This is a genomic window from Streptomyces sp. NPDC093225 (assembly GCF_044753805.1).
In the GTDB taxonomy this organism is placed as follows: Bacteria; Actinomycetota; Actinomycetes; order Streptomycetales; family Streptomycetaceae; genus Streptomyces.
In genome coordinates this window covers 1-26,675 of sequence record NZ_JBIVNX010000078.1, presented here as the reverse complement: position 1 = coordinate 26,675, position 26,675 = coordinate 1, and the positions used below count along the sequence as shown (strand labels likewise).

21 protein-coding genes, 2 tRNA genes and 1 pseudogene are annotated in these 26,675 nt (G+C 75.0%); 8 read left to right on the top strand and 16 right to left on the bottom strand.

Going from position 1 to position 26,675, the window contains the following annotated elements; all coding sequences use genetic code 11:
• Positions 1-211: 211 nt before the first annotated feature.
• From ACIQCH_RS36405 to ACIQCH_RS36390, 4 genes are all read right to left on the bottom strand, one after another.
• The gene (locus tag ACIQCH_RS36405; protein WP_402588290.1) at positions 212-1,171 is read right to left on the bottom strand and encodes a PhzF family phenazine biosynthesis protein; all 960 of its coding nucleotides are present in this window, start codon (positions 1,169-1,171) and stop codon (positions 212-214) included.
• A gap of 47 nt (positions 1,172-1,218) precedes the next feature.
• A complete protein-coding gene (locus ACIQCH_RS36400; RefSeq protein ID WP_402588288.1) occupies positions 1,219-1,815 on the bottom strand; it encodes a Uma2 family endonuclease in 597 nt (198 codons plus the stop codon).
• 60 nt (positions 1,816-1,875) lie between these two features.
• Positions 1,876-2,742 carry a spermidine synthase gene (locus ACIQCH_RS36395; protein ID WP_402588286.1) on the bottom strand — a complete coding sequence of 289 codons (867 nt, stop codon included), beginning with the start codon at positions 2,740-2,742 and terminating at the stop codon, positions 1,876-1,878.
• A 72-nt stretch (positions 2,743-2,814) separates the two neighbouring features.
• Positions 2,815-3,216, bottom strand: a complete 402-nt coding sequence (locus ACIQCH_RS36390) for a hypothetical protein (RefSeq protein WP_402588284.1) — start codon at positions 3,214-3,216, stop codon at positions 2,815-2,817.
• 313 nt (positions 3,217-3,529) lie between these two features.
• Between ACIQCH_RS36390 and ACIQCH_RS36385 the strand changes: the two genes are divergently transcribed.
• Positions 3,530-4,987 carry a tetratricopeptide repeat protein gene (locus ACIQCH_RS36385; RefSeq protein ID WP_402588282.1) on the top strand — a complete coding sequence of 486 codons (1,458 nt, stop codon included), beginning with the start codon at positions 3,530-3,532 and terminating at the stop codon, positions 4,985-4,987.
• 31 nt (positions 4,988-5,018) lie between these two features.
• On the opposite strand, the gene ACIQCH_RS36380 is transcribed toward ACIQCH_RS36385, so the two are convergent.
• The 5 genes and pseudogenes from ACIQCH_RS36380 to ACIQCH_RS36360 all read right to left on the bottom strand — a co-directional run.
• Entirely contained in the window at positions 5,019-5,402 is a 384-nt protein-coding gene (locus ACIQCH_RS36380) for a putative quinol monooxygenase (protein WP_402588280.1), read from the bottom strand.
• A 144-nt stretch (positions 5,403-5,546) separates the two neighbouring features.
• Positions 5,547-6,890, bottom strand: coding sequence for an AAA domain-containing protein (locus tag ACIQCH_RS36375; RefSeq protein WP_402588295.1), 1,344 nt, complete (start codon positions 6,888-6,890; stop codon positions 5,547-5,549).
• Between the two features lie 11 nt (positions 6,891-6,901).
• Entirely contained in the window at positions 6,902-8,524 is a 1,623-nt protein-coding gene (locus ACIQCH_RS36370) for a hypothetical protein (RefSeq protein WP_402588278.1), read from the bottom strand.
• On the bottom strand, positions 8,515-9,696 hold the full coding sequence (locus ACIQCH_RS36365; protein ID WP_402588293.1) for a hypothetical protein: 1,182 nt from the start codon (positions 9,694-9,696) through the stop codon (positions 8,515-8,517). Before ACIQCH_RS36365 ends, ACIQCH_RS36370 begins: the two co-directional genes overlap by 10 nt.
• Positions 9,697-10,448: 752 nt before the next feature.
• Positions 10,449-11,501: pseudogene (locus ACIQCH_RS36360) on the bottom strand (phosphatase PAP2 family protein); the annotation flags it as partial.
• Between the two features lie 153 nt (positions 11,502-11,654).
• Here ACIQCH_RS36360 and ACIQCH_RS36355 point away from each other — a divergent pair.
• Together ACIQCH_RS36355 and ACIQCH_RS36350 are read left to right on the top strand one after the other, a co-directional pair.
• On the top strand, positions 11,655-12,251 hold the full coding sequence (locus tag ACIQCH_RS36355; protein WP_402588276.1) for a histidine phosphatase family protein: 597 nt from the start codon (positions 11,655-11,657) through the stop codon (positions 12,249-12,251).
• 225 nt (positions 12,252-12,476) lie between these two features.
• Positions 12,477-12,821 carry a hypothetical protein gene (locus tag ACIQCH_RS36350; protein WP_030204960.1) on the top strand — a complete coding sequence of 115 codons (345 nt, stop codon included), beginning with the start codon at positions 12,477-12,479 and terminating at the stop codon, positions 12,819-12,821.
• A 153-nt stretch (positions 12,822-12,974) separates the two neighbouring features.
• Here the strand turns inward: ACIQCH_RS36350 and ACIQCH_RS36345 are convergent, their stop codons facing one another.
• Positions 12,975-13,382 carry a GNAT family N-acetyltransferase gene (locus tag ACIQCH_RS36345; RefSeq protein WP_402588274.1) on the bottom strand — a complete coding sequence of 136 codons (408 nt, stop codon included), beginning with the start codon at positions 13,380-13,382 and terminating at the stop codon, positions 12,975-12,977.
• A 314-nt stretch (positions 13,383-13,696) separates the two neighbouring features.
• Here ACIQCH_RS36345 and ACIQCH_RS36340 point away from each other — a divergent pair, with 314 nt between their 5' ends.
• Together ACIQCH_RS36340 and ACIQCH_RS36335 are read left to right on the top strand one after the other, a co-directional pair.
• Positions 13,697-14,290: a bifunctional DNA primase/polymerase gene (locus ACIQCH_RS36340; protein WP_402588292.1), complete on the top strand. Its 594-nt coding sequence runs from the start codon at positions 13,697-13,699 to the stop codon at positions 14,288-14,290.
• Positions 14,281-14,354, top strand: a tRNA-Lys gene (locus ACIQCH_RS36335). The genes ACIQCH_RS36340 and ACIQCH_RS36335 overlap by 10 nt, the downstream gene beginning before the upstream one ends.
• Before the next feature lie 76 nt (positions 14,355-14,430).
• Here the strand turns inward: ACIQCH_RS36335 and ACIQCH_RS36330 are convergent.
• Positions 14,431-15,669: a M6 family metalloprotease domain-containing protein gene (locus ACIQCH_RS36330; RefSeq protein ID WP_402588272.1), complete on the bottom strand. Its 1,239-nt coding sequence runs from the start codon at positions 15,667-15,669 to the stop codon at positions 14,431-14,433.
• Between the two features lie 436 nt (positions 15,670-16,105).
• Between ACIQCH_RS36330 and ACIQCH_RS36325 the strand changes: the two genes are divergently transcribed.
• Positions 16,106-17,959 (top strand): putative bifunctional diguanylate cyclase/phosphodiesterase, encoded by a 1,854-nt coding sequence (locus ACIQCH_RS36325; RefSeq protein WP_402588270.1) that lies wholly within the window; start codon positions 16,106-16,108, stop codon positions 17,957-17,959.
• 312 nt (positions 17,960-18,271) lie between these two features.
• On the opposite strand, the gene ACIQCH_RS36320 is transcribed toward ACIQCH_RS36325, so the two are convergent.
• Positions 18,272-19,966 (bottom strand): glycosyl hydrolase family 18 protein, encoded by a 1,695-nt coding sequence (locus ACIQCH_RS36320; protein ID WP_402588268.1) that lies wholly within the window; start codon positions 19,964-19,966, stop codon positions 18,272-18,274.
• A 268-nt stretch (positions 19,967-20,234) separates the two neighbouring features.
• Positions 20,235-21,338, bottom strand: coding sequence for an LLM class flavin-dependent oxidoreductase (locus ACIQCH_RS36315; RefSeq protein WP_402588266.1), 1,104 nt, complete (start codon positions 21,336-21,338; stop codon positions 20,235-20,237).
• A 335-nt stretch (positions 21,339-21,673) separates the two neighbouring features.
• On the opposite strand from ACIQCH_RS36315, the gene ACIQCH_RS36310 reads away from it, so the two are divergent.
• Positions 21,674-22,432, top strand: a complete 759-nt coding sequence (locus ACIQCH_RS36310; protein WP_402588264.1) for an IclR family transcriptional regulator — start codon at positions 21,674-21,676, stop codon at positions 22,430-22,432.
• A gap of 119 nt (positions 22,433-22,551) precedes the next feature.
• Here ACIQCH_RS36310 and ACIQCH_RS36305 read toward each other — a convergent pair.
• Positions 22,552-22,625, bottom strand: a tRNA-Lys gene (locus tag ACIQCH_RS36305).
• A gap of 283 nt (positions 22,626-22,908) precedes the next feature.
• Between ACIQCH_RS36305 and ACIQCH_RS36300 the strand changes: the two genes are divergently transcribed.
• Complete coding sequence (locus tag ACIQCH_RS36300) at positions 22,909-23,976, top strand: pentapeptide repeat-containing protein (RefSeq protein ID WP_402588262.1); 1,068 nt, start codon at positions 22,909-22,911, stop codon at positions 23,974-23,976.
• On the opposite strand, the gene ACIQCH_RS36295 is transcribed toward ACIQCH_RS36300, so the two are convergent.
• On the bottom strand, positions 23,935-25,701 hold the full coding sequence (locus tag ACIQCH_RS36295; protein ID WP_402588260.1) for an AMP-binding protein: 1,767 nt from the start codon (positions 25,699-25,701) through the stop codon (positions 23,935-23,937). The genes ACIQCH_RS36300 and ACIQCH_RS36295 overlap by 42 nt on opposite strands.
• Positions 25,702-25,727: 26 nt before the next feature.
• Positions 25,728-26,324 (bottom strand): lytic polysaccharide monooxygenase, encoded by a 597-nt coding sequence (locus ACIQCH_RS36290; RefSeq protein WP_402588258.1) that lies wholly within the window; start codon positions 26,322-26,324, stop codon positions 25,728-25,730.
• Between the last annotated feature and the right edge of the window lie 351 nt (positions 26,325-26,675).

Here is a 26,675-nt window from a genome sequence, read left to right as displayed (position 1 = left end):
CTTCGCCCTGGCCTTCGGCCACCTCCGGCCCGGGCCTGCCTCCGGACCAGCCTGCCATACCGGCTCAAGCGCCTCCCCCACACACCACGGGACCCGCCAGGCACCGCCAAGGATGGGGTGGCTCGAGTCGGGGGGGCGGGGGCGTTCGGACGGCGGGGCGGAGTACCAGCGGGCACGGGGCGGTGTTCGGGGCGACCCGTGTGCAGCCCGCTCAGGGCGGCCCCAGACGGAAGGTCCTGCGCAGTGCCACGGAACCGCCGACGTGGACCCACGGGGCCCGTGGCCCCGTCCCGGTGGTCGGCGGGGCGGGCTCGCGCTCCGTCCGCACCTCGGCGGTGATGGTGGAGGGGGTGCCGAGCGAGTCCCCCATGTCGACGCTGATGGTCCGCCTCCCGGTACCTGCGAGCAGGGCGGCGAGGCACGCGGTGCTGTTGGCGTTGGCCGCGTCTTCGGGGACCCCGATGGAGGGGGCGAACATGCGGGCCGTGACGCGGTCCGCGTCCGGCGGCGCGTGGAACACGTAGCAGCCCAGCAGGGCGAGCCGGTCGCAGGCCTCCTGCAGCCGTGCGAAGTTCGGGGACAGGGTGGCGAGCCGGGACCGGTCGGACACCGGGTCGAGCAGTCGGGGGCGCCCCAGGGCTGCGATCCGGCTGCCGGCGGCGGCGAGCGGGTCGGCTGCCACGCCCAGTGCGTGCAGGACGCGGTCCAGCTGCTGGGCGGCGGGCCGCCGGTCGGGGTCCCGTACCTCCACCGGGCCGGTCTCGAAGGTCGCGGCCCATTCCCCCGCGTCCTGCACGGCCCGCCCGCGGACGTCGCCGGCCGCGGTGCGCAGGGTGGTCCGGAACTCCGCGCCCGCGCTGCGGCCGGCCAGGAAGCCCAGCGCCGCCACGGTCCCGTGCCCGCACGCCGGCAGCTCACCGGCCCCGGTGAAGAAGCGCAGTCCCAACGCAGCGTCGTCGAGGGTCGTGACGAAGACGGCGTGCGAGGTTCCGGCCAGGCCCGCCACCGCGCGGCGCTCCTCGTCCCGCAGAGCCGTCCCGCCCGGTCGCGTCTCGTCCACCACGGCGGTCGGACTGCCCCCGCGCCCGTCCCGCCGGCACGCGTCCATGACGGCGACGACCGGACCGGTCCCGCTCGACCCCGCATCTCGAAACCCCACCGCACCGGACATCCCCCAATCGTGGGCCCGACCGCGGGCGGACGGAGGGCTTCGGCGTCCTACCAGTCCGCGGGGTAGCCCTTGAGGCCGCTGGTGTCAAGGGTCCAGCGCCCGGCGACGACGGTGTCGCCGAACGCGTACGGCACGGTCTTGCGGTAGCGGAGCCCGTCGGGCCCCGGGGCGGGGTCGCTGTGCACGGTCACGGTCTGCTCGGCGTGACGGGGATCGACGACGACGTAGACGGGGATGCCCATTCTCGGGTAGTCCCCGATCTTCTCCCTGATGTCGTCGAGGGAGTTGCTCGGCGAGACGACCTCGACCGTCATGAGGACGTCGTGCGAGTCGACCGTCTTCGCCGTGTCGTCGGCGTCTTCTTCAGTGATGACCATGAGGTCGGGGATCTTGGTGAGCCCGGTCGCCGGATCGTGCATGTTCGTGTCGTTGAGGGCCACGACCTCGGGGGCCTGGGCTTCGATCTGGCGGCGCAGGCGCACCACGTTGAGCCCATGGGGGGCGGTGGGACTCATCATCGCGACGAGGATCCGGCTGTCGCTCGTCTGCACCTTCCACCGGCCCTCGTGGTGCTCGGCCAACCGTGCGATCTCCTCGGCGAAGTCGTGCAGTCGCTGCTTCTCGTCGGGAGTGAGGTCGGCCATGTGGTCCTCCGGGTGACGGTCCTGCCAAGCGTAACCAGCCAGGGCGGGGGGTGGCACGGTTCAGTGGAAGGCGCCTGGGGGCGGGGGCGGGGAGGGGGTGGCGGCGGCGTCGGAGACGGGGGCGGCGCCGCCTGTGAAGTCGACGAGGGCGCGGCCGTGTTCGACGCGGCCGGGGTGCGGGTCGCTCGCGACGCGGCGGGTGAGTTCCGCGACCGGCAGGGGTTGGTCGGCGGCCACCAGGACGGCGTTGCCGAAGCGCTTGCCGCGCAGGACCACGGGGTCGGCGGCCAGGGCCAGTTCGGCGAAGCGGGTGGCGGCCGTGGCGACCTGGGCGCGCAGGTGGGCCAGCGGCGGGCCGTCGGCGAGGTTGGCGACGTACCAGCCGGTGGGTGCGAGGGCGCGGCGCACCTCGTCGAGGAACTCGGCGCTGGTGAGGTGGGCGGGGGTGCGGGCGCCGTGGAACACGTCGGCGATCACCAGGTCGGCCCAGCCGTCGGGCACCTTGGCCAGGCCCGCGCGGGCGTCGACCGCGCGGACCCGGACCCGGGCCTGCGGGTCGAGCGGGAGATGGGTGCGGACCAGCTGCACGAGGCGCGCGTCGATCTCGACGATCTGCTGGCTGGAGCGCGGGCGGGTCGCCGCGACGTAGCGGGCGAGGGTGAACGCCCCGCCGCCGAGGTGCACCACGTTGAGCGGCTTGCGGGCGGGGCCGGCGAGGTCGGCGACGTGGCCGATGCGGCGCTGGTACGAGAAGTCGAGGTGGGTGGGGTCGGCGAGGTCGACGTGGGACTGCGGGGCGCCGTCGATGAGCAGGGTCCAGGCGTCGGGTCGCTCCCGGTCCGGGGACAGCTCGGCGAGCCCGCCGTCCACCTGCTCGACGACGGCTTCGGGGGTGCGCGCGCGCCCGCCGCGCCGGTCTCGGGCCATCCGCCCATTATGGCTGGTCAGGGGGTGGGCGGCAGGGCGGTGGGGTGGTGGTGGGTCGGGCCCGGCGGGGGATCAGCGGGTCAGCTGGTCGGCCGCTTCGATCAGGCGGGCCGCCTCGCCGAGGGCGGCGCGCAGCACCTCGGGGTCGGTGACCCGGTCGGCGGTGTCCGGGGGCAGCAGCCACTCGGGGCCCTCGACGGGGCCGGGGGCGTCGATCCGCAGCCCGCGGCCCGCCGTGTGCGTACACGCACTGCCCGGCAGGTCCCAGCCGTCGGCGGTGCCGGGCGGGACGAGGAAGCCCAGGGTGTCGTCCGAGCCGTCGTGCAGGACGGGGCCGACGGCGGTGGGGGTGGCCGCCCGGCGGATGATGTCCACCGCCTCCAGCCCCTGGCGCGCGGGGACGGTCACCAGGTCGGGGGCGACCCCGGTGCCGTCGGTCTCGATGTGGTCGCTCTCCATGCCGTCGGTCTCCATGGCCGCCTCCAACACAGCGCACCCCTCCTCATGCGAGTCCACGTACGAGCGGGCGGTGTGACGGTTCTGCCGTGCCGCGCCTCCCGCTCCTCGACGGTTCAACGCGCGGAAACGTCAACGGGTGCGCGGAGAGGCCGCCGCAAAGGATGGCAGTTCATGGCGGATCGCGGGTGAGATATCCGGTTTGTAGCTAAACACCGCCCGCGGCCCCTCCCCCGGCCGGTACGTTTTTGCGCGCCGGACCCCCGCGTCCCGGCGGCGACAGCGCACCCCTCGCCACTGTCGCCCGAGTTCGCCAGAGAGGGCCCGGCCAATGGCGTCGTCATCAGCCTCCTCCGCGTCAGCCGCCCCGCCGGGCTCCGCCGACGCGGACGGCTCCCCACCCCCCGGCCCGGCCGTCTGTCCGCCCCGCGCGCATCCCTGCCCCGTCCCCGTCCCGAACCTCGCCTTCCGCGGGTTGCGCGGGCAGCGGTCCCCCGGGGAGTTCGCGGCGGCGGTGCGCCGGGCCGGGCGCGAGATCGGCGAGACGGTGTCGTGCGACGCGCGCTACATCGGCCGGGTGGAGGCGGGCGAGATCCGCTGTCCCAACTACGCCTACGAGCGGGTCTTCCTGCACATGTTCCCCGGGCGGACGCTGGCCGACCTCGGTTTCTCGGCGCGCGAGACGGTACGCGGCCGGGGAGCGCGGCCGCCGGCGCCCACCGCCCCCGTCCCCACCGAGGAGAGCGACGTGTTGCGTCGCGCGTTCATGACCGGCGGGTCCGCCACCGTGGCGGCCGTCACCCTGGGGTTCGGCCCCGCCGCTCCCGCGAGTGCCGCGGCTCCCGTCCCGGAGCCCTCCTTCGGGTCCGCCCTGGGTCACCGCCCGTTGCCCAGGCGGGCCGGCGTGGCCGAAGCGGAGGCCGTCGAGGACGCCGTACGGCAGATCCGGCTGCTGGACGACCGGCACGGCGCGGACGGGCTCTACCGGCGGGCCGCCGAGCCGCTGCGGGCCACGTACGCACTGCTCGACGCGGGCGCCACCCGGCAGTCCACGGAGGACCGGCTGCACGCGGGAGCCGGCGAACTGGCCCTCTCGGTCGGCTGGTTGGCACACGACTCGGGCCGACTGGAGGACGCCCGCTCCCACTACGCCGAGGCGCTGGCCACCGCCCGGCTGTCGGGGGACCCGGGGCTGGAGGCGCACGCCTTCTCGAACATGGCGTTCCTGGCCCGGGACGCGGGCCGGCCGCGCGAGGCGATCCGGGCCGCCGAGGCGGGCCAGCGGGCCGCCCGGACCCTGGCCTCGCCCCGCCTGATGTCCCTGCTCACGCTGCGCGAGGCGGGAGGCTGGGCACTGCTCGGCGACCGGCGCGGCTGCGAGGAGTCCCTGAGCCGGGCGCACTCCCACTTCGGGCAGGGCGCCTCGGCGCTGGACCCGGAGTGGATGTCCTTCTTCGGCGAGGCCGAACTCGAGCTCCTCGAGGCGCAGTGCTGGTCGGCGCTGGAGGAGTGGACCCGGGCCGCACGGCACGCGCGGCGCGCCGTCGACCTCCAGGACGCGCACTTCGCCCGCAACGTGGCGCTGTACACGGCCCAGCTCGCCGAGGACCTGGCCCGTGCGGGCGCCCCCGACGAGGCCGCCGCCGCCGGCCACCGCGTCCTCGACCTGCTCGCCGAGGTCCGGTCCACGCGCGTGCAGGCCATGCTCTCCGACACCGCCCGTGCCCTCGTCCCCCACCAGCGCTCCCCTCGCGTGGCCTCGTTCCTGGCCCGTCGCCACCTCAACTGACCGGCCGGCCGGCACGTTTCGGGAGTCCCCCTCAGCGGGTGAAGCCCGCGAGGCGGGTGTGGACGGTGACGGGGGCGCCGCCGAGGAGTTCGGCCAGGCCGTGGAGGCGGTCGAGGGCGTCGGGGCCGGGGTTGCCGTACACGTCGACGGAGCGCATGCGGGCGAGGGGGACGAAGGTGCGGAACTTCGGCCCGCCCAGTTCGAGGTGGAGCTCCAGCGAGGCCGCGTCGGGGTGGAGGGCCAGCACGGTCATCGTGGCACCGGCCTGGTCGACGTAGAAGTGGTAGACGAGCAGCTGCGGTTCGACCACCTCGACGAAGGCCGCGAGCTCGCGCATCGCCTGCTCCGCGTCGGCGCGCCGGCCCGGGAGGATGTCGAGGCGGGCGACGTAGTAGATCTTGTCGAGGATCGCCATGCCCCCCGACGCTAGCGCGCCGGGTCCCCACGGGCCCGCGCGACGCGCGCCGCCGGGGGGGGTGTCCGGCCGTGGTCCGCCGGGACGCCCCCGACGGCCCCGACGGCCCCTGGTCTCCTGGGCCGGCGGACGGCACACGGCGACCTACGGCGCCCAGGCCACGCGGTGTTCCGCCAGGTGGGAGAGGACCGCGTGGTTGGCCTCCCAGCCGTCCGGGAAACGGACCGCGACGCCCAACTGCACCGGCTCCGTGGCCGGATGGTCGTCCAGCACCTCGGCGATGCCGGCGCGCGCCACGACCACGCACGCGTGCCGGTGCCGCGAGGCCAGCACGCACAGCCGGCCCGTCTCCAGGTGGAACTCCGTCGCGTCCGGCCGCCCCGAGAGCGGGTGCAGGACGACGGTCAGGTCGTACTCGCGGCCCTGGAGGCGGTTGGCGGTGTCCACCGTGACGCCGGCGACGCCCAGCGAGGCCAGCGCGGCCCGGACCGCGGCCGCCTGGTCCCGGTGCGCCGTGCCGACCGCGATGCGGTCCGCCGTCAGCGGTACGGGCACCTCGGAGCGCTCGCTGATCGCGGCCGCGCCCCGGTCCAGCACCCGCCGCACCACGAGCGCCACCGCCCGGACCGCCTCCGGATCGGTGCGCGGGGTGTGCCGGGCGGGCAGCTCCAGCAGCCCCCAGCCCGACTCGGCGGCCTCGTCCAGGACCCGGTCCGGGCCCGAGCCGTCGGAGGCGGTCCCGAAGGTCAGCCGCCGGTCGCCGGGACCGGTGCCGCTGCGGAACGGGGTGTAGGGGTAGAAGGCCCCGGACACCAGCGGGGCCGCCGAGGCCGGCAGCCGCCAGGACACCGGCAGCCGGTGCTGCGGCAGCTGCGGGTTGTGCGCGAGGAGCGTGGCGACCGCGCTCGCCGAGGGGTCGTACGACAGCCCGGCCCACTGCTCCGCGCCCACGACGCTGAACGGGTCCAGCTGCCCCGGGTCGCCCACGAACAGCGCCCGCTCGAACAGCCCGGCCACGGCCAGCAGCGCGTCGGAACGCATCTGGTACGCCTCGTCGACGATCGCGTGCTCCCACGGCTCCACACCCTGGGTGTGGGCCCACTTCGCCGCCGTGGACAGCACGACGGGCAGCTCGGCCAGCTCCCCCGGCTTGGCGGACAGCGAGACCGACTCCAGCTCCGCGAGCGCCGGGTCGAAGGCGTCGGCGTCGCTGCTGTGCAGGCGGCCGACGCGCAGCTCGGGCTCCGCCTCGTGCAGCCGCAGCACCAGGTCGTCCACCTGGGCGTTTGTCTGCGCGACGACCATCAACCGGCGTCCGGCGGCCGCCAGTTCGCGGGCGGCGCGGACAACGAGGGTGGACTTGCCGGCGCCGGGCGGGGAGTCGACGACCACGCCGCGGTACCGGGCCTCCATGGTGTCGCGGAGGATCGCCGCGGTGGCCGCCGCCGCGGCCGCGCCCGGGTCGAAGTCCTTCTCCGAACCGATCAATTGGTGCACCGTCACAGCATGTCCTCGCTCGTCACCGCGTCCGGGGCCTCGCCGCCCGGCGCCGCCGTGCCGGGCGGCCCGCCGTGCGTCCACGGCGTGTCCTCCGGCTCCGGCAGCCGCGGTCCGGTGCGGCTGTCGTGCTCGAACAGGGTCCAGCAGACCCGGTCGCCCTTCTCCGGCACCGAGCCGGGCTCGGGGTCCTTCGTCCGGCCCATCTTGTCCAGCAGGCGCAGCACCACCAGGGTCGCGCCGCCCGGCTCCGTCTCGTACCGGACCAGTCGGGCGCTCTGGGTGCGCCGGTCCGCCATGGAACGGTACGCCTTGCCGCTCGCGGCCCCGGAGTCGTCGCCGCCGGCGTCGGCGGCGAGCTGCGGGCGGTCGTCGGTGCGTACGGTCACCAGCGGGCGCGGGCTGGGCCGCTTGGACTCGGTCCACTCCATCACGACCTCGGTGACCTCGCCCGCGAACGCCTCGCCCGCCAGCCGCCGTTCGGCCATCACCAGCGGGTCGTCCAGCGCCTCGTGCGCCTCCAGCCGGGTCTGCTCGCCCTCGCGCCGGGCGAGCTTGCGGGCCGCCGTCACGGCGTCGTCCGTGCGCGGCTGCGGGGGCTCGCCGGCCCGTACCCGGTCGCGGTGGCCGGTGTACGACCAGCGGTCGCCGGTCCAGCGGTCCTCCGTCCGGGCGCCGGGCGGGAGCGCGCGCAGCAGGTCGAGGGCGCGCCAGACGGCCCACCAGGTGGGCTCCATCTGGGTCAGCACCAGCCGCCGCAGCTCCTGCTCGGCACGCCGGGTCGCGGCGTCGGCCGCCTCGTCGTACGGCAGCACCGCGCGGGCCGCGTCGTAGCGGGCCATGGCCGGGGCGAGCAGGCGGTTGTCGAAGGCGGGGTCGGTGGCGGGACCGGCCGGCGGGCACTCCAGCAGGCCGTCCGCGTCCCGGGCGAGTTCGGCGCGCAGCGCGTGCGCGGCGCCCGACGCGCCCTCCGGGGGGTCGATCCAGCCGAGCAGCGCGCCCAGGTGCTGGTCCTCCAGGGTGCTCTGGCCGGTGGCCCAGTGCCGGGCCAGCAGGTCGGTGGCGGAGAGCAGGAGGCCGGAGCCGGGGACCCGGGCACGTTCGCCCAGGTGGGTGAACCAGCGGCCGAGCAGCGGGACGCGCGGGGGCGCCGGGTGGGGGGTGTCGGGGTCCTGTTCGGCGGTGCGGCGGAAGCGCATGGAGCGGCCGAGCAGGCGGACGTAGTCGACACCCGCCCGGTTGGGCACGACCAGCTGCGGCGCGTCCACGCACAGCTCGGCCGTGACCTTGACCTTCTTCTTGGTCTCGGGGTCGGTCTCGGTGCGCTCGACGGGCTCGGTGGCGTCCGCGTAGCCGTCCAGGTACGGCAGCACGACGTCCGCGAGGCGGGCGAGGAACGCCCAGCGCAGGTCGCGGTCGCGCGGCTGGGGGATGACGAGGACGTGCGGGTCGTGCCGGTCCGTGCCGAGCATGACGCCGAGCGGCGCGCCGGCCTCGCCGGCCGTGGTCAGCGGTACGAGGACCAGCGGCTGCGGGGCCAGGTGGCGGTGCCGGACGGTGGCGAGCGGGACGGCCCGGCCCGTGCGCACGGCTTCCAGCCGGGCGAGGGTGCTCATCAGGGGCATGCGGGGGCCTCCGGGGGGTGGGGGCCGGCGGCCCGCCCGGCGGCCTCGGCGAGGGCCTCGGCGCGCAGCCGCGCGGCGCAGCGCAGGGCCGCGGCGGTGGGGTCCTCGGGGGTGGGCGGGGCCGCGGGGGCGGCACCGTGGGCCGGCCCCGGATCCGGGGGCGGGGCCGGGGTCGGGGGCGGCGTGCCGTGGGCCGCTTCGAGGGCTGACGTGACCGTGGTCAGGGCACCGAGTTCGCTCCGTGCGCCGCGGCCCAGCGCGGTGACGGAGTCGGCGGCGCGGGCGTGGTCGCGGCAGTGGAAGGCGAGCTCGCAGGCGGCCAGGCACTCGGGCGCGTACGCGGCCTCGACGGACTCGACGGCCGCGGTGAGCTCCTCGCGCGGCCGGCTCGTGTCGAAGGTGGTGTCCGCGGGCAGGGCGTCGGCGAGTTCCTCGACGCGGGTCAGCCGGTCGAGCTGGCGCCGGGTCACGGAGCGCTGCTTGCGGATGTCGACGGGGGCGGCGGTGGGGAGGTTGGAGAAGTCCTTGGGGCAGACCAGCAGCGCCCGGTGGTCCACGGACGCGCCCTCGGTGACCGCGGCGATCCGCTCCAGGGCGAGGACGTAGACGGCGGCCTGGCGGGCGGCGGCGCCGACCTTCGCCGGGTCGGCCGAGCCGTCGACCATCGGGAAGGACTTGATCTCCACGACGGCCCAGCGTCCGTCGGGGCGCACCACGACGGCGTCCGGCTCCAGGAAGGCCGGGGTGCCGGCCACTTCCAGCGCGAGCATCGGGTGGTCGAGCAGCGCCCAGGCTCCGGCCGCGGTGGCCTCGCGCAGGGCGAGGGCGGTACGGGCGGCCCGTCCCTCGGGGCCCACGGCGGTCAGGTCGGGGACGAGGGCGGTACCGGGGTCGGGGGCGGCGGGGCCGCCGAGCCGCTCGTACAGCAGGCGCAGCAGCTCGTGGCCGCCGTCGGCCTTGACCTTGGCCTCGAACGAGTTGCCGCGGACTATCGCGAACTGGGACTGGCCGAAGCCGGAGGGGGCGCCGAGCGCGGTCGCGAGCGCGGTCTTGTCGACGCCGGCGCCGTCGAGGAGGGCGCGGCGGGAGCAGCCCGGGTTGGCGGCGAGGGCCGCCAGGGCGCGGGCGTCGAGCGGGCGCGGCGGCACGGCCGGCCCCCGGAGCGCGGCCAGGCGCTGTCGGAGCGGGGCCGGCGCCGCGGCCCGGGCCGAGCCCTCGCCGCGGGCGGCGGGGTCCCGTGCCGGGTCGGGTGCCTTCGAAGGGCCGGCGGGTCCCGGGGAGGCCTGGCGACCGCGGGGGTTCGGCGGTCCGGGAGGGGCCGCGGTCCGGGTGTCGTCGGGCGGGTAGGCGCTCACCCGCGGAAGTCTCCCATCCGCCAGTGACAATCGTGGGCTCCACCGGGAATCCGCCCCCCTCCGTGCATCCGCGAGCCACGCGGCGGGGCCTGCGGGTGAGTGGCGGGAGTCACGGAGCCTGCAGCTGGGGCCTACGGGCGGGGCCCGGAAGCCGACGGACGAGGCACCGGAGGCTGCGGGCGCGCGGCGGGAGCCGGCGGACGAAGCCCGGGAGCCTGCGGACGGGGCGCGGGAGCCTGCGGACGGGGCGCGGGAGCCTGCGGACGGGGCGCGGGAGCCTGCGGACGGGGCGCGGGAAGCTGCGGGCGCGCGGCGGGAGCCGGCGGACGAGACCCGGGAGCCTGCGGGCGCACGGCGGGAGCCGCGGAGCGGGGAGCGGGGGCCTGCGGGCGGGCGAAGGGAGCGATCGGGCGCGGGCGGGCCGTCGAGCCGGAAGCGGGAGCTTCCGGACGGGCGGTGCGGGGCACCGGGCCGGTGGCGGGCGCCTGCGGGCGGGCGGCGGGAGTCTCCGAGCGGGTGGCCCGGGTCGTCGCGGCGCGGCCGGTACGGCCCGTGGAGCGGTGGTCGGCGCGGGTCGCGGGACCGCGGTCGGGCCGGGCCTGGGCGCCACGGTCGGCACGGGCGGCCGCGGAGCCGCGGTCGGCGCGGGCCGGGACGCCCCGGCGGCCGGCCGCCGGGGCGGCCCGCGGACCCTCGGCGCCGGCGCTCCGCCCGCGGCCGGCCACGGCGGCTCGCGCGCCCGGCACGGAGCCGACCGGCACCGGGCCGGAGTCGGCGGCCCGCCGTCGCGCGACCGCGCGCGTCAGCGCGTCCGCGCCGACGACGCCCACCAGGTAACCCAGCCCCATCACCGCGCAACCCGCGGCCGCGTCGAGGAAGTAGTGGTTCGCCGTGCCCATGACCACGAGCGCGGTGAGCACCGGGTACGCCGCCCCGGCCGCCCGCACCAGGGGCGTCCGGCCGTGGCGCCAGAGGAGGATCCCGCACCACAGGGCCCACCCGACGTGCAGGCTCGGCATGGCGGCGTACTGGTTGGTCAGGCTCCCGAGACCGCGCGGGGCGCTGGCCTCGGCGCCCCACCACCCGTACGCGCTGAAGCGCGCCATCGTGTCGGCGAAGCCGGATCCGGCGCCCAGCAGCCGCGGCGGGCTGGTCGGCAGCAGCGCGAAGCCGACGAGGCCCATCAGGGTGGAGGCCATGAGCCAGCGGCGGGCGGCGCGGTAGTGGGCGGGGCGGCGCAGGTAGAGCCAGACCAGGACGGCCGGGGTCACGAGGTAGTGCAGGGAGGCGTACGCGAAGTCGGCCGGTACGCCGAGCCAGGCATGGTCGGTGAAGACGGGGTTGAGCAGGCGTTCGAGGTCGAGCCCGAGCGGCTCCTCGAGGCGGAGTATCGCCCGGCCGTGGGACACGGCCGCGGCCACGTCGCCGCGCGCGAGCAGCCGGCCGCCGGAGTACGCGGCGTAGACGAGGGCGATGAGCAGCAGCTCTGCCCACCAGCGGGGCGCCGCCCGCCCGCTCCGGGGCCGGACCGCCGCCCCCGCCGCCCCCGCGGTCCCCGCCCTCTCCGCAGCCCCGGTGGGTCCGGTCGCGACCTCGACACCCCTGCGTATCCCCGTAGTCATGCTCTACATGATGCCTCAGGCAACTAAAGGGTCGGTCGTCGTTCACTCGACGTGCACCCGTACGAGATGATGAAGGGGTTGTCCCATTTACCCACATGTCTTTGCTCACACGCCCCACCGGCCCTGCGGTGGGCCCGCCCCCAGGAGACCCCCATGGCACCCCGCATCCTGCTGGCCCGGCACGGCCAGACCGCCTGGTCGCTCTCCGGGAAGCACACGGGTCGCACGGACGTCCCCCTGCTGGAGGAGGGGCGCCGCGGCGCGAAGCTGCTGGGTGCACGGCTGGCCCGCGGGCCCTGGGCCGGACTGCCCGACGTCGAGGTCCGCACCAGCCCCCTGGTGCGCGCGAGCGAGAGCTGCGAGCTGGCGGGCTTCGGCGACCGGGCCGAGCCGTGGGACGTCCTGATGGAGTGGGACTACGGCGCCTACGAGGGCATGACCCCGGCCGAGATCCAGGCCGTCCGGCCCGGCTGGCTGATCTGGCGCGACGGGGTGCCGGAGGGCGAGGCCGTGGCGGAGATATCGGCGCGCGCCGACCAGGTCGTGGAGTGGGCCCGCTCGGCGGACCGGGACGTACTGGTGTTCGCCCACGGGCACTTCCTGCGCACGCTGGGCGCGCGCTGGCTGGGCGAGCCGGCCTCGTTCGGTGCCCGGCTGCGGCTGGAGCCGACGTCGCTGTCGGTGCTGGGGTGGGCGTACGGCATGCCGGCCCTGGAGCGCTGGAACGACACCGGCCACCTCGACGCCTGACCCGCACCCGGCCCCGGTCACCGCCACGCCACCCCTGCGCGCCCGCTGCGCGCCCCCTGCAGGCCCGCCCCCGCCCTTCGGCGCCCGGCCCGCCCGGGCCCCACTCCGCCCACCCGCCCCAGGAGGCCCGGGAGCGCACCGGGGTGCTCTTGCGGGGCGTTGGACAATGGAGGGTGGCCCGGAAAGCGCGGGCTCGATCCCGGAACGACGCACAGGAGGACACGCATGGCTGAGGCCGAGCGCACGGAGCGGAGGCTGCGGCCCGCGCAGTTGCTCTTCGAGCCCGCGGAAGCGGTCGCGGACCCCGAGCACTTCTTCGACCTGGAATCGATCGAGGACCCTCGTGAGCTGCTGAGCCGCGCGACCGAGCTGACGCTGGCGTTCCGGGCCGCGCACGACCGGGCCACGGAGTTCCAGGCGGTGGCGGCCGCGCAGCTCGCCGACCCGCGCCGGTTCGACCGGCTGACGCCGGCCGCGATCGCGGAGCGCGCGGAGTGGACCGAGGACTACGCCCGCAAGATGATCGAGTTCGGGCAGGGTCTGCTGCGGGGCGAGCCCGAGGCCCGCTGACCGGCGCCTGCGCGCCCGCCACGCGTACGTACGCCGACGGCCCCCGGGAACCGCTCCCGGGGGCCGTCGCCGCGCCCCGCGCACGCCGCCGGGCCGACGCTCCACCGACCGGGCCGCCCGCCGCCAGTCACCCGGGCCCGGCGCGGGCGGCGGTCAGAGCGCCATGAGGCCGGCGGCGGTCGGGCGGAAGCCGCACTGCTCGTAGAAGGGCGCGAGTCCGGGCTCGTAGTCGACGTGCAGCCACTCCGCGCCCCGGGCGCGGGCCGCGTCGGCCGCGGTCCGCACGAGCCGTACGCCGAGGCCGTGGCGGCGCTCCGCCGGGTGCACGGTCGTGTCGAGGACGAAGGCGTGGGCGCCGCCGTCTCCGACCACGTTGACGTAACCGACCAGGTGGTCCCCGCGGCGCGCCGCGACCCAGAGGAGGCTGCGGGCCAGTTTGGGGGCGAAGGGAGCGGGCGCGTGGCCCGGCCAGGCCGCGGCGAACAGCCGGTTGAGTTCGTCGTCCCGGAGCGGGGGGCTGAGGCTGAGGGTGAGGCCGACCGCCTCGTCCGTGGTGCGCATACCGCACCCTCCCACGCCACCCTCGCCCGACAACCGGCACCCGGCATATGCCGAAGGGGCAAGGTACTCCCCCGAGTACTCCCACGTCCCGGTTTTTGGCAACTCTGCGGAACCGACCCGCCACAGCCGGTACTCCTGGACCCATGGACTCCTGGCTGCACGAGAAGACGACGAGCACCGCCAAGGGCGGCTGCGACACCGCCGAGCTCCACGAGACCGACCGCCCCGGCGGGCCCCGCCCCCCGCACGCGGCCCGCGCGCGCCTGGAGACCCGCCCGGCACCCGGCACACCCCGGCCGCTGAACGTCTTCGAGCTGGTCGCCGGCGAGCCGGGCCCCGCGGCCGGGCCGCACCGGGCCGCGTGCGTCACCCCGGAGGGCGCCGCCTGGCTGGCGTCCGCGAGCCCGTACCCGCACAGCACCCTCACCCTGTGGCAGGAGCGCCCGGCCGCACCCGCCGTGCTCCCCTGCGGCACGGCCTTCGACGTGGTCAACGTGCCCGTCGTCTTCGGGCGCCGGATGCTCGGCCGACTGTGGGAGGACGGGCCCGGCTCCGGGCCCGTCGCCGTGCACCGCGGCCGGATGCTCCTGTTCGCCGCCCCCGGCACCTCCCAGCGGCTGCCGTCCCTGCTCCACTGGGAGGAGTGGGGCGGGGCCGTTCCCACCCCCCTCTGCCACGGCCGCGGCGACGCCGTCACCGTGCCCGCGCTGACCCCGGCGGACCCGGCCGGGCCCTCCCGGTGGCTGGTGGCCCCGGACGCGCGGGAGCCGTGGCTGCCGGGGCCCGAGGTGCTCCTCTGGGCCTGCGTACGGGCGGCCAGGACCGCGTCCGCCGAGGCCGTACGGGTATCGATTTTTCCTCCGGCGGACGGGGATGCTAATGTCTACGACGTCAGCAGGCGCCGCTAGCTCAGTTGGTTAGAGCAGCTGACTCTTAATCAGCGGGTCCGGGGTTCGAGTCCCTGGCGGCGCACAGACGGAAGAAGCCCCTCGCGCAAGCAGGGGGCTTTTTCGTCGTGCCTCCGGGGCACCGTCGAGCGGTACCGCACTCAGGTCGTGATCTTCACCGTGTACGCCCCCGACGGCGTCCGGTCCGCCACCTCGATCCGGATGCCCTCCCCCGGCACCGTGTACGTCTCCCCCGCCTGCAGCGGCGCGTCCGCCAGCGGCGGGTACACCGAGCGGTCCCAGCAGGCCTCGGTGTCAGGGTGCCCGTCCAGCACCTCGACGGGCCCGCCGCCCGAGGCCGCCTCGTTGCGCACCTTGTAGACCAGCACGCCCTCGGAGCACGTCTCGTCGTCGTTGCCGGCCGCGCCGCGCGCCTCGACCGCGACCGCGCTCCCCGGGCCCGTACGCACCACGGCGAGTCGCGTCCCGCCGACCGCCCCCGTCGGGCTGGGCTGGCCCACGGGCTGGAGGGTGTGCAGGGTCGAGCCGCGCTGCACGCAGTCCACCTGGTCAGGGCCCAGCCAGCCCAGCTTCCACTTCTGCCAGGCGAACAGGTCGGGGGCCATCCCGAACTGGCTGCCCATGACGTCCCAGTCGCCCACGTACGTGTCCCAGTCGCCCTTGCCGTCCGTCGGCCGGTGGTAGAGGTCCGGCAGGTCGAAGACGTGCCCGGTCTCGTGTGCGAGCACGTTGCGGTCCGGCGGGTGCCGCTCGAAGACCGTGACGATGCGGCGCAGGTCCGAGCCGTCGGCGCGCAGCGGCCGGTCGAAGTTGACGACCTTGGTGGCGTCCGAGTCCACGCCGGGGGCGTTCGGGTCGGCCACGAAGTAGACGATGTCGTACCGGCTGAAGTCCACCGCGGGATCGGCCGCCGCCACCGCGTCCCGCAGGTAGGCCGCCCGGTCCCGGGCCTCCCAGTCGCGCTTTATCCCGTAGGCGGTGGACGGCTTGGGCATCCGGATCCAGTGCTGCTGCGGGTGCGGCACCAGGTGGAACTTCCCGTACGAGGCCCGCGCGAAGAAGTCGCTGGTCTCGGGGAAGTAGTCGGCGGTCAGGTCCTGCGGGGAGACGGCGGGTGCGGCGTCGGGGAAGGACAGGAAGACCATCACCGCGTCCAGCCTGCGCAGCGGCTTCGGGTAGGCGCCGTTCCAGGTGTCCAGTCCGAGCGAGTGGTGGGCCGAGGTGCGCTCCAGTGCGCAGGGGCCGGGGCCGCGCTGCTGGGCCACTGCGGGGCCCGCGACGAGCGACATGGCGGCCAGTGCCGTCAGGGACGTGAAGGCCGCCGCGGTACTGCGCACGCGGTAGCGCTCCACTCCCCCGGGTGTCTGCTGTCGCGGCACGTCGACCTCCGGTGAGGGGTTCGGAACATCCCACCCACCTTGTGCCGATTCACTCTCGTATGTCCTGTTCCAGTGCCCCACACGAGTGAGGAGCGTCACGCGAGGCTGCCTTACAGAGCGTCACAGTCGATCAGTCGACGGCGTGTCGTGTTCAGAGTTGCTCAGGCTCGCGCAGAGTCGCGCAGAAACGATCGATGGCGGAAGCGGTATCGCCCATCGGGGTAAGGCATCCGCGCGGCGGCGGCGCTGGATGCGCTTCCGCGGCAGCCTCTATGATCGGCACACTTTCCAGCACGGACAGCACAATTCCAGTACGGACACCGCCTCCCGGCGGTCTCCCCTCATCCGGCCGCACCCGGCCGACGCATCCGGCCGGCGGTCGCGGACCGCCTCCCGGACCGCCCTGTACGAGACAACTGCACTGCGGGAGCGAGCGGTGAGCGGAACCTCAGAAGGACCCGGTTCGGCAGCCGACAGCACCCGACCCACGGTCACGGAGCGTCATTCCGCCCTTCCCGTCGGTCGGTCCGCTGCCGAACTGCACGACTACCGGGCCGCGTTCGACGCGGCCCATCTCGCCATGGCCGTCGTCGACCGCACCGGCCTGGTCGTCGCCGCCAACCACGCGCTCGCCGCGCTCCTGGGCGGCGAGCCGGCGGAGCTGGCCGGCCGGCCCGCCGCCGAACTGGTCGACCTCGCGGCGGAGACCCGCACCTGGCAGGCGTACCTGGAGGTGCTGCGCGGCCGCCAGGCGCGGCTGCGCTGCACCCGCCGCCTCAAGCACCCCGACGGCCACTCCCTGTGGACCGAGGTGACCCTGGGCCCGGTGCCGGGCACCCAGGACGTCCTGCTGTCGGTCGCGGACATCAGCGACCGGCGCGACCTGCAAGCCCGGCTGCGCCACCTCCAGATGCACGATCCGGTCACCCGCCTGCCCAACCGGGCGCTGTTCTTCGAGCGGCTCTCCGCCGCGCTGGAGGCCTCCTCGTACGAGCACGGGGGCACCGGCCGGATCGGGCTGTGCTACCTCGACCTGGACGGCTTCAAGGCCGTCAACGACACCCTCGGCCACCGGGTGGGCGACCGGCTCCTGACGGCCGTGGCCGCCCGCCTGACCCACTGCGCCGACCAGTGCGGGTACGGGCGCAGCGGCGGGCACCTGGTGGCCCGGCTGGGCGGCGACGAGTTCGCGCTGCTCGTCGAGGACTCCACCGGCACCGAGCAACTGGCCGACCTGGCCAAGTCGGTGCTCGCCGCCCTCCAGGAACCCTTCGACCTCGCCGGGCAGCGGCTGTCGGTGTCGGCGTCCATCGGCGTCGTCGAGCGCGCCTGCGAGGGCACCTCGGCCACCGGGCTGATGCAGGCCGCGGACACGACGCTGTTCTGGGCCAAGGCGGACGGCAAGGCGCGCTGGACCCTGTTCGACCCCGAGCGCAACGCCCACCGCATGACCCGTCAGGCGCTGTCCAGCACGCTCCGGCCGGCCGTGGACCGGGGCGAGTTCGCGCTGGAGTACCAGCCGTTGGTCGACCTGGAGAGCGGGGTCGTCCGCGGCGTCGAGGCCCTCGTCCGGTGGAATCACCCCCAATTCGGCACACTGACGCCGAATCGGTTCATCGGAATCGCCGAAGAGGACGGCTCCATCGTGCAGTTGGGCCAGTGGGTGCTGCGCACCGCGTGCCGCCAGGCGCGCCGCTGGCAGCTCGACCACCCGTCCGACGCGCCGGTGTTCGTGTCCGTCAACGTCGCCGTGCGGCAGGTGTGGGACTCCGACCTCGTCGGCGACGTCGCGGAGATCCTCGCCGACACCGGCCTCACCCCGCAGCTGCTCCAGCTGGAGCTCACCGAGTCCGCCGTCATGGGCTCGGCCGGCCGGCCGCTGCAGGCCCTGCAGGCCCTGTCCGACATGGGCGTGCGCATCGCCATCGACGACTTCGGCACCGGTTACTCGAACCTCGCCTACCTGAGCCGGCTGCCGGTCTCTGTCCTGAAGCTGGACGGCTCCTTCGTGCGCGGCTTCCGCTACGAGGAGGGGGCGCACCCCAACCCGGCGGACGAGACCATCGTCGAGGCGCTGGTGCAGCTCGCGCACCGGCTGGGGCTGACCGTGACCGCGGAGTGCGTGGAGACCGCGGGCCAGGCGGCCCGGCTGCGCCGGGTGGGGTGCGACACCGGGCAGGGCTGGCTCTACTCGCGGGCGGTTGCGCCGGAACGCATCGCGGAGATGATCGGCGGCCCGGCGTACGGGAGCGCGCCGGGCCACGGGAGCACGCCCCCGCCGCTGATGTGACACGCGGGGGCGCCTGCGAACGCCGCGGGCCGTCCCGTGGTGTGTGGGGCAGCCTCTTGAGGCGGCATGGCAGGCTGGTCCGGAGGCAGGCCCGGGCCTGGGGTGGCCGAAGGCCAGGGGCGGAGCCCCCGAAGCCCCAGGGGTGGGCCTGCCGCAGGGCCTGCAGGCCATGACGGGTCAAGAGGCTGCCCCACACACCACGGGACGGCCCCACGAAGCGAGCCCCCCGAAGCCCCCACCGTGACACGGAAGCGCCCCGCCCCCTCCTCAGAGGGGCCGGGGCGCTCCGTCGCTCGGCGCGGGGTGGGGGGATCAGCAGGCGCCGAGGTCCTGCCACACGCCCCACTCACCGGTGGTGCCGGGCTCCTCGTTCTGCGTCCACCACTTGGCCTTCCAGTTGCGGCTCTTGTGCGAGACCGTCTGGCCGCCGGTGTAGACCGTGCCGGCGACGTACGCGGGAGCCGTGCAGCCCGTGGTGGGCGGCGTGGTCGGCGGCGTCGTGGGCGGGGTGGTCGGCGGCGTGGTCGGTGGGGTGGTGGGAGGAGTCGTGGGCGGCGTGGTCGGGGAGCTGCCGACGGCGGCCACGATCTGGTTCAGCAGCGTGGTGTTGTCGTCCAGGCCGAGGAGCGAGTACATCATCGCGCCGGCCAGGCCGCGCTGGTGGGCGTAGTCGGCCCGGGCCTGGACGGACTTCTGGTTCAGGCCGGTGAACCACTCGCCGTCCTTGTAGAAGTACGAGGCCTTGGCCCGGTCGTCCCAGAAGGTGGTGGCGGGGTTGTCGACGATGCCGCCGAGCTCCTTGTAGTGCGCGATGCCGGCCTGCTGGCTGACCGGGCGGACGCCGGAGGCGCCGGTCGCGGGCTGGGCGAGGCCGTTGGCTGCGCCGGCGGGGACGCCCTTCCAGCCGCGGTAGTAGAACTCGTAGCCCAGGGTCAGCTTGTTGGCGGGGAAGCCGCCGGCGATGCCGTACGTCGGGTTGCCGTCGAGCCAGGCGTTGATCGCGCTGTCGATGCTGTACTTCTCGGTGCCCGGGGCGATCGGGTCGGTCGGGTCGGCCGCGGACGGGTACAGCGGGGACTGGTGGTACGTCGGCCCGTCGCCGTCCCAGGCGCCGTGCATGTCGTACGTCATGATGTTCGCGTAGTCGAGGTACGCGCCGATCTTGTCCGTCTCGATGTACTTGATCTTGTCCTGGCCGGCCGGCAGGGCGGCGGTGAGCAGGTACTTCTTGCCGCCGTTCGCCGCGCCGTGGGCGTCGAGCTGGTCGCGGAACTCCTTGAGCAGGAGCGTGAAGTTCTGCTTGTCCTCCGGGCCGTAGTGGTTGCCCAGGTGGCCGCCGGACGAGCCCGGGTACTCCCAGTCGATGTCGATGCCGTCGAAGATCCCGGCGGCGGAGCCGGCGCCGCCGTAGCCGCCCTCGACCGGCAGGTTGCCCTTGATGTACTGGTCGATGCAGGAGCTGACGAACTTCTTGCGGCTGGCGTCCGTGAGCGCGGCGTCGTGGAAGTACTTCGAGTACGTCCAGCCGCCGATCGAGATGTTGATCTTCAGCTTGGGGTACTTGGCCTTGAGCTGCTTGAACTGGTTGAACACGCCGACGATGGGCTGGTCCCACTTGTCGGCGACCCCGCTCACGCTGTCCGCGGCGCTGAAGGACTTCTGGTAGTCGGCGTACGAGTCGCCCGCGCCGTCACCGGCGTTGGCGTTGTTGTCGTCGCCGGCCGCCTTGTTGGCCTCGAAACAGGTGAGGTTGGTGGGGTGGATGTTGCCGAACGAGTAGTTGATGACGTCCAGCTTGCCCGCGATGCCGCGGGTGTCGAGGTGCTTGGGGTAGAACGCGTTGCCGTAGACGCTCCACTGGTCGTAGTACGCGATCTTCACCCCGCCGGTGCTGGGGGTGGCGGTGGTGGCGGCCTGGGCGGCGGTCAGGCCCGCGAAGCCGGCCAGGGCTCCGGAAGCGAGGGCGGCGGTGGCGACCGCGGCCAGAAGCGGTTTACGGATGTGCATGAACAGCCCCCGGGGAGGTGGGAGGGACGGGGAGGAGGCACGCGCGTTGGGATGAAGAGATAGCCCTCGCGGAATGATCGCGTCAATGGTTTGGACCAAAGAAGGACTAGACCACTTGCGAGACAAAACCGCTCGTCAGAGCGGTGCCGGGGCAGCGAAAACCGCCCGCCACCCACGGTGACGAGCGGTTTAAGGCTCTCTTGAGGGAGCCGCGCGCAAGGTTTCGGCAAGGAACCAGCCGAACCCCGTTCAGCCGGGGTTCGCGGGGTCAGGCCTCCCGCACCGGCGCCGCGCCGGCCGCGACCGCCGCCCCGTCCGGCATCCCGTACGCGTCCGCCACGAGCTCGTACGACCGCCTCCGGGCCTCCCCCGCATGGGCGTTGGAGGTCAGCATCAGCTCGTCCGCGCCGGTGCGCGCGACCAGCGCGTCCAACCCGGCCCGCACCTCGTCCGCCGTGCCGTGCACGACGTTGCGCGTCCAGTCGGTGACGAACTCGCGCTCCGCGGCGCTGTACGGGTACGACTCCGCCTCCTCCGGCGTCGGGACGAGCCCGGGCCGCCCGGTGCGCAGCCGCAGCATCGACAGCGCGGCGGCGCGGACCTGGCGCACCGCCTCGCCCCCGGTGTCGGCGGCGAGCGCGGAGACGCCGATGAGCGCGTACGGCTCGTCCAGGACGGCGGACGGCCGGAAGGAGGAGCGGTAGAGGTCGAGGGCCGGGAGGGTGTTGGCGGCGGAGAAGTGGTGGGCGAAGGCGAACGGCAGTCCGAGCTCGGCGGCCAGCCGCGCACTGTAGCCGGAGGAGCCCAGCAGCCAGATCGGCGGCCGGCCGGCGGGCCCCTGCACGGGCCCGGGGACGGCGTGCACACGGGCGTACGGATGCCCGGAGGGGAAGTCGTCGTCGAGGAAGCGGGTCAGGTCGGCGAGGGCACGGGGGAACTCCTCGGCCTGCTCGTCGAAGTGGCCGGGGCCGCGCAGCGCCCGGGCGGTGGCCCCGTCGGTGCCGGGCGCGCGGCCGAGGCCGAGGTCGACGCGGCCCGGGGCGAGGGCTTCGAGGGTGCCGAACTGCTCGGCGACGACGAGGGGAGCGTGGTTGGGGAGCATGACGCCGCCGGATCCGAGGCGGATGCGGGAGGTGTGTGCGGCGAGGTGCGCCAGGATCACGGCGGGGGCGGAGCTGGCCACGCCCGGCATGGAGTGGTGCTCGGCCACCCAGTGCCGGTGGTAGCCGCGCCGCTCGGCGAGCCGGGAGATCTCGACGGACGTGCGCAGCGACGCGGCGGCGGTCGAGCCGGCGCCGACCGTCACGAGGTCGAGCACCGACAACGGCACCGGGGCCGCGCCCTGCGCAATCCCCCGAATGGCGTCTTCCATTTCCACTGCGCCAGCCTTTCCGGTAATCCGCGGGCCTGCCCGGGTCGGTCTCCGGACTTTCCGGGACGGTTCCGGGCCCTTCCGCGGCCTGATCGAATCTGTACGAAGAGGTCGAACAGGGACCGGTCGGCGCGCATTCCCGGCGTCCCGGCCGCGGATCCGCCGGGAATCGGCGGCGCACCGTCGACTGGCCCGTGACCTTGGCATATGCCACCGATATAGGTCCCGTTGAAACGACGTGAATGAGCCATCAAACTCTTCAACAGACGCTCCACGTGGGCCTCTTGGTGGCTATCGTGGTAAGGCAAGCGGTAACAACCTGCTAGGGGGAAACCGTGGCGCTGAAGCCCGAGCCGACCGCGCCGTTCCACTCGGTGCAGTACGCCCTGCGCGTACTCGAAACGATCTCCCGGCACGCCGGGGGCGTGACCGACGTGCAGATCGCGCGCGAGACCGGCCTGCCCGCCGTCCACCTCGCCCCCATGCTCTTGATGCTGCGCCGCGAGGGATACGTCCTCCAGGTCTCCGACGGCGCGTACGCGATAGGCGACTCGATGGTCCTGCTCGGCTCGGGCATGGACCGGCAGCAGGCGCTGCAGCTCAAGCTCCAGGAGACCCTCGACCAGCTGCGCGACACGGTGGGCGCGGCGGTCTACATCAGCCGGTACGTCGACGGCGAGGTGAAGATCACGCAGTTCGCCGACAGCCCGCGGACGCCGAAGGTGCACGAGTGGGTCGACTTCCGCTCGGCGGCGCACGCGAGCGCGGTGGGCAAGTGCCTGCTGACGCAGCTGGACCTGAACAGCCGCCGCGACCACCTCTCGCGGCACAAGATCGCGCGGTTGACGTCGCGGACGATCACGAACGAGCGGGTGCTGTTCTCGAAGCTCGACGCCCAGCCGGCCACGGTGCCGACGCTGGACCTGCAGGAGTACGCGGTCGGCACGGTGTGCGCCGCGGTCCCGATCACGGCCGGCTCCGCGGTCGGCTGCCTGGCCCTGTCGATGCCGGTGGAACACGCCCACCGCCTCCGCGCGGCGGCCGACACCCTGAACCGCAGGGCGGCCCCCGTGCTGCTGTCACTGGCCATCTGAGTCGCGGGGCCCTGAATCCCCGGGACTGCAGACCCCCGGGGCTGCGGCCGCCGGGGCTTCCGGGTCCGGAAAACACTTCGGGCGGTTCCCGGTGAACCGGAAACCGCCCGAAGATCAGGTGCGCCGCCAGGGACTCGAACCCCGGACCCGCTGATTAAGAGTCAGCTGCTCTAACCAACTGAGCTAGCGGCGCCTGCTGACAGAGAAAATACTACCTGGTCCGGAGGGGTGCTCGTGACCACCCCCGCCGACGGCCCCGTTTCCGGGATCGCCGACCGGGGGACGGGGTCCGCGGGGCGCGGCGACGGGAGGGCCACACCGGCATGGGGGCGATCGACGGGATCAGGGGACTCGGACGGGGCAGGCCCGGCCGGCCGGCCCGCCGGACGGGGCTGCCCGGCCGCCGACCGGATCGGCCCCGGCGCCGTCACCGGACGACACTGTGGGGGCTGGCCGGCGTCCTGGGGGTGGTGGCCGTGGTCGTCCTCGTCCTCGGACCGCTCTCGTGGCTGGTCGCCGGCGAGACCGTCGGCGTACTGCGCGGCAAGGAGCGGGCGGAGGCCCTGAACGCCGTACGCCAGACCGTGCTCGCCGCGCTCGGCGGTGCCTCGGTGCTCGCCGGTCTCGTGTTCACCGCCCGTACGTACCGGCTGTCGCGGCGGGGCCAGGTGACCGAGCGCTTCCGGGCCGCCGTCGGCCACCTCGCCTCGGACAGGCTCACCGAGCGGCTGGGCGCGGTCTACAGCCTGGAGCACGTCCTCGCCGAGTCCGCCGAGGAGCACAACACCGTGGTGGGCGTGCTGGCGGCGTTCATCCGGGAGAACACCCGCCGGGACGGGCTGCCCGACCCGGCCGCGCCGCCGACCGAGTCCGGCATGCGGGAGCCGGTACCGCCGTGGGGCGCGGAGCCGCCCGCCGACATCCGGGCGGCGGTGGAGGTGCTGGCCCGCCGGCCCGACCGGCCCGAGCCCGGCCGGATCGACCTGCGCTCCATCACCCTGTCCGGGCTCAACCTGCGCAGTTTCGACTTCGCGACGCCGCCGCGCCTGACGCGGATGTACCTCACATGGGCCGACCTGCGCCGGGCCGACCTGCGCGGCGCGGACCTGTCCCGGTCCATCCTCAACGGAGCCGAGCTGTGCTTCGCCCAGCTCCACAGGGCCCGCCTCCAGGACGTCGGGCTCATCCGGGCCGACCTGCGCGGCGCCGCGCTGGGGCGGACGGTGCTGCTCGGGGCCGACCTGTCCGGCGCCGACCTCCGCGACACCGAGCACCTCACCCCCGCGCAGCTGGCGGGCGCCGAGCTCGACGACGAGACCCGGCTCCCGGCGGAGCTCGCCGCCCACCCGTGGGTGGCGGCGCGGCTGGCGGACTGTCGCGCCTGGCGCAGCGCACGACCCGCGGCGAGCCCCTGGCACCCGACGCCGCCTACACCGGAGCCGGGGGGTGCGGGGGCGGGGGTGGATGCGGTTGCGGACGCGGCACCGGAGGGCCCGGAGCGGTCAGGCGGGGCGGTGCCGGGTGTCGCGGGCGGGGTGACCTGACGCCGCGGCGCGCACGCCCTGGTCAAGGAGGGCGGCCCGGCCCTGGGCGGCGTACTGGGCGAGCAGGGCGGTGCGGTCGGGCGGGGTGAAGGGCCGGTACCCGTCGGCGCCGGGCGGCCGCCACCAGACCGGGTCGGGACAGGAGAACCCGGTTCGTCGCAGCTCGACCCGGTGGACCTTGTTCGTGGCCGTGACCGGCATCGCGGCCACGAGCCGGACGAACCGCGGAGCCATCTTGGTCCCCAGGTCGGGCTGCGCGGCGAGGAAGTCCGCGAACCCCGACGGCGAGAACGCCGCCCCCGCCCGCATCGCCAGCGCGGCCATCACCTGGTCCCCCGCGACCGGGTCCGGCACGGCGTAGACCGCCGCGCCCGCGACGGACTCCCAGCGCGCGAGGATGTTCTCGATCACCGCCGCGGCCAGGTTCTCGCTGTCCACCCGCAGCCGGTCGTCCGCCCGCCCCGCGAAGTAGAGGAACCCCGCCTCGTCGCGGTAGAAGAGGTCCCCGGTCCAGTACCAGCCCCCGCGCAGCCGGGCGGCCTCCGCCTCCGGGTTGCGCCAGTACCCCTCGAAGGGGTTCCGGCCGCGGTTGACCAGCTCCCCGATGGCCTCGGCCACCCCCGTCGGCACCCCTGCCGGGCCGGTCCCGGCCGGGGGGCGTTCCACGCCCGTCCCGGGGTCCACCACCGCCAGGTCGTCCCCGGGTGCGGCCCGCCCGATGGCCCCCGGGGGCGTGTCGGGGGTGCGCTGGATCGCGGCCCCGCCCTCGGAGGACCCGTACCCCTCCACCAGCGGCACCCCGAAGCGCTCGGCGAACCGGGCCGCGTCCACCGCCCCCGCCTCGGTGCCGAAGCCGAGCCGCAGCCGGTGCGCGCGGTCGTCGGGGCGGGGCGGTGTGGCGAGGAGGTACTGGACGGCCCGGCCGACGTAGGTGAAGTAGGTCGCGTCGAAGCGGCGCACGTCGTCCAGGAAGCCCGAGGCGGAGAAGCGGCGGCGCAGCGCCACCCCGGCCCCGGCGACCAGGGCCGGTGCCCAGTCGGCGATGACGGCGTTGCCGTGGAACATCGGCATGCAGACGTAGTGGACGTCGTCCGGGCCGACCGCGAACTGGCGGGCCAACGAGGCGCCGGCGGCCGCGAGCCGACCCTGGGTGCAGATCGCCGCCTTGGGCGCGCCGGTGGAGCCGGAGGTGAAGTACAGCAGCAGCCGGTCGCCCGGCCCGGGGCCGCCGCGGCGCAGCACGGCCTCGCCCGGCACGGCGTCCGCGTACGGGGCGAGCAGGTCGGCGTACCGGACCCCGTCGCCAGCGCCCCCGGCGGCGTACGCGCCGTCCGCGTCGTCCGTCACGAGCACGCGGACGCCGCCCAGGTCCAGCCCGGCGAGCAGCGGGAGGTGGGCCCGCTCGGTGACCAGGAGGGCGCAGTCGGTGTGCCGGATGTCGCGGGCGAGCTCGGGACCGCGGCGGGTGGGGTTGATCCCGGCGACGGCGGCCCCCGAGAGGGCCGCCGCGCTCAACCAGAGGGGGAACTCGGGGGTGTTGTCCAGCAGCACCCCCACGTGCGGCTCCGCGCCGCGCGGCAGCAGGTCGACCAGGAGCGCGGCGCGGGCGGCGGCACCGGCGGCGACCTCGTGGTGGCCGAGCCGGGTGCCGTGGTCGACCAGGGCGCCGGGCCGCCGGTCGCCCCACTGGCGCTGTACGAGTTCCGCGACGGTCACCGTCCCCATGGCGCCGCACGATAGCTGACGCTACGTCAGAATTGAACGTCGGAGCACGAGTAGAAGGCGTTCGCGGTGTCGTTGATGGTCCACACCCCGAGGATCATGTGCCGCCCCGTCTTGCCCGAGGGCATGGTGCCGGGGTGCACGACCGTGTAGGGCGGGCGGGTGCCGTTGTAGGTGACGGTGAGGAAGGGCTGGGGGTCGAGGGCGGCCCGGGTGAGCGGCTTGGTCCAGTCCCAGCCGTTGCGGGTGATGTAGTACTTGAAGTCGGTGGTGGAGTGCGGGGCGGTGAACTGCCAGCGGAAGTCGTACGCCTGGCCGCCGAAGACCTGGGTGGCGGGCCAGTTGCCGCCGCGCGGGTCGTCGAGCTGGGCGAACTCGCCGTGGTTGGCCGAACAGATGTGACCGTCGGCGGGACCGGCCGCCGGGAAGCCCTTGAGGCCCTCGACGGACTGCGGCTCCCACTGGATGGGCCCGCAGTCGGGGACGGTCTTGTTGGCGCACAGCTTCTGGCGGCTGAGGGGCTGGTCGGTGTAGCCGTGGCCGCTGGCGGTGGGGGCGCTCAGCAGGCTGAGCCCGCCGACGAGGGCGAGGCCCAGGACGGCGGCGGGCAGGGCGGTCTTACGCATGATGCTCCTTGGACGTGGGGGGAGTTCCGTCGAGCGTGCGCACGCGTGTGGGACTGACGGCCGGCGCCTCGGGTCCGCTCCGGCACTGTTCGGTTCAGGTCTAGACCAAGTCCCAGACTATTGACGGGAATTGGCCATGTCCAGACCAATGGCGGGGGCTCCCGTCTGCTCCGCTCCCGCTCCACTCCCTCCCTCCTCCCTCCACGAACCCGACCCCGTGGTGGGTCGCGTGGTGTGTGGGGGAGGTGCTTGACGGGGCATGGCAGGCTGGTCCGGAGGCAGGCCCGGGCCTGGGGTGGCCGCAGGCCAGGGCCGAAGGCCCCGAAGCCCCAGGGGTGGGCCTGCCGCAGG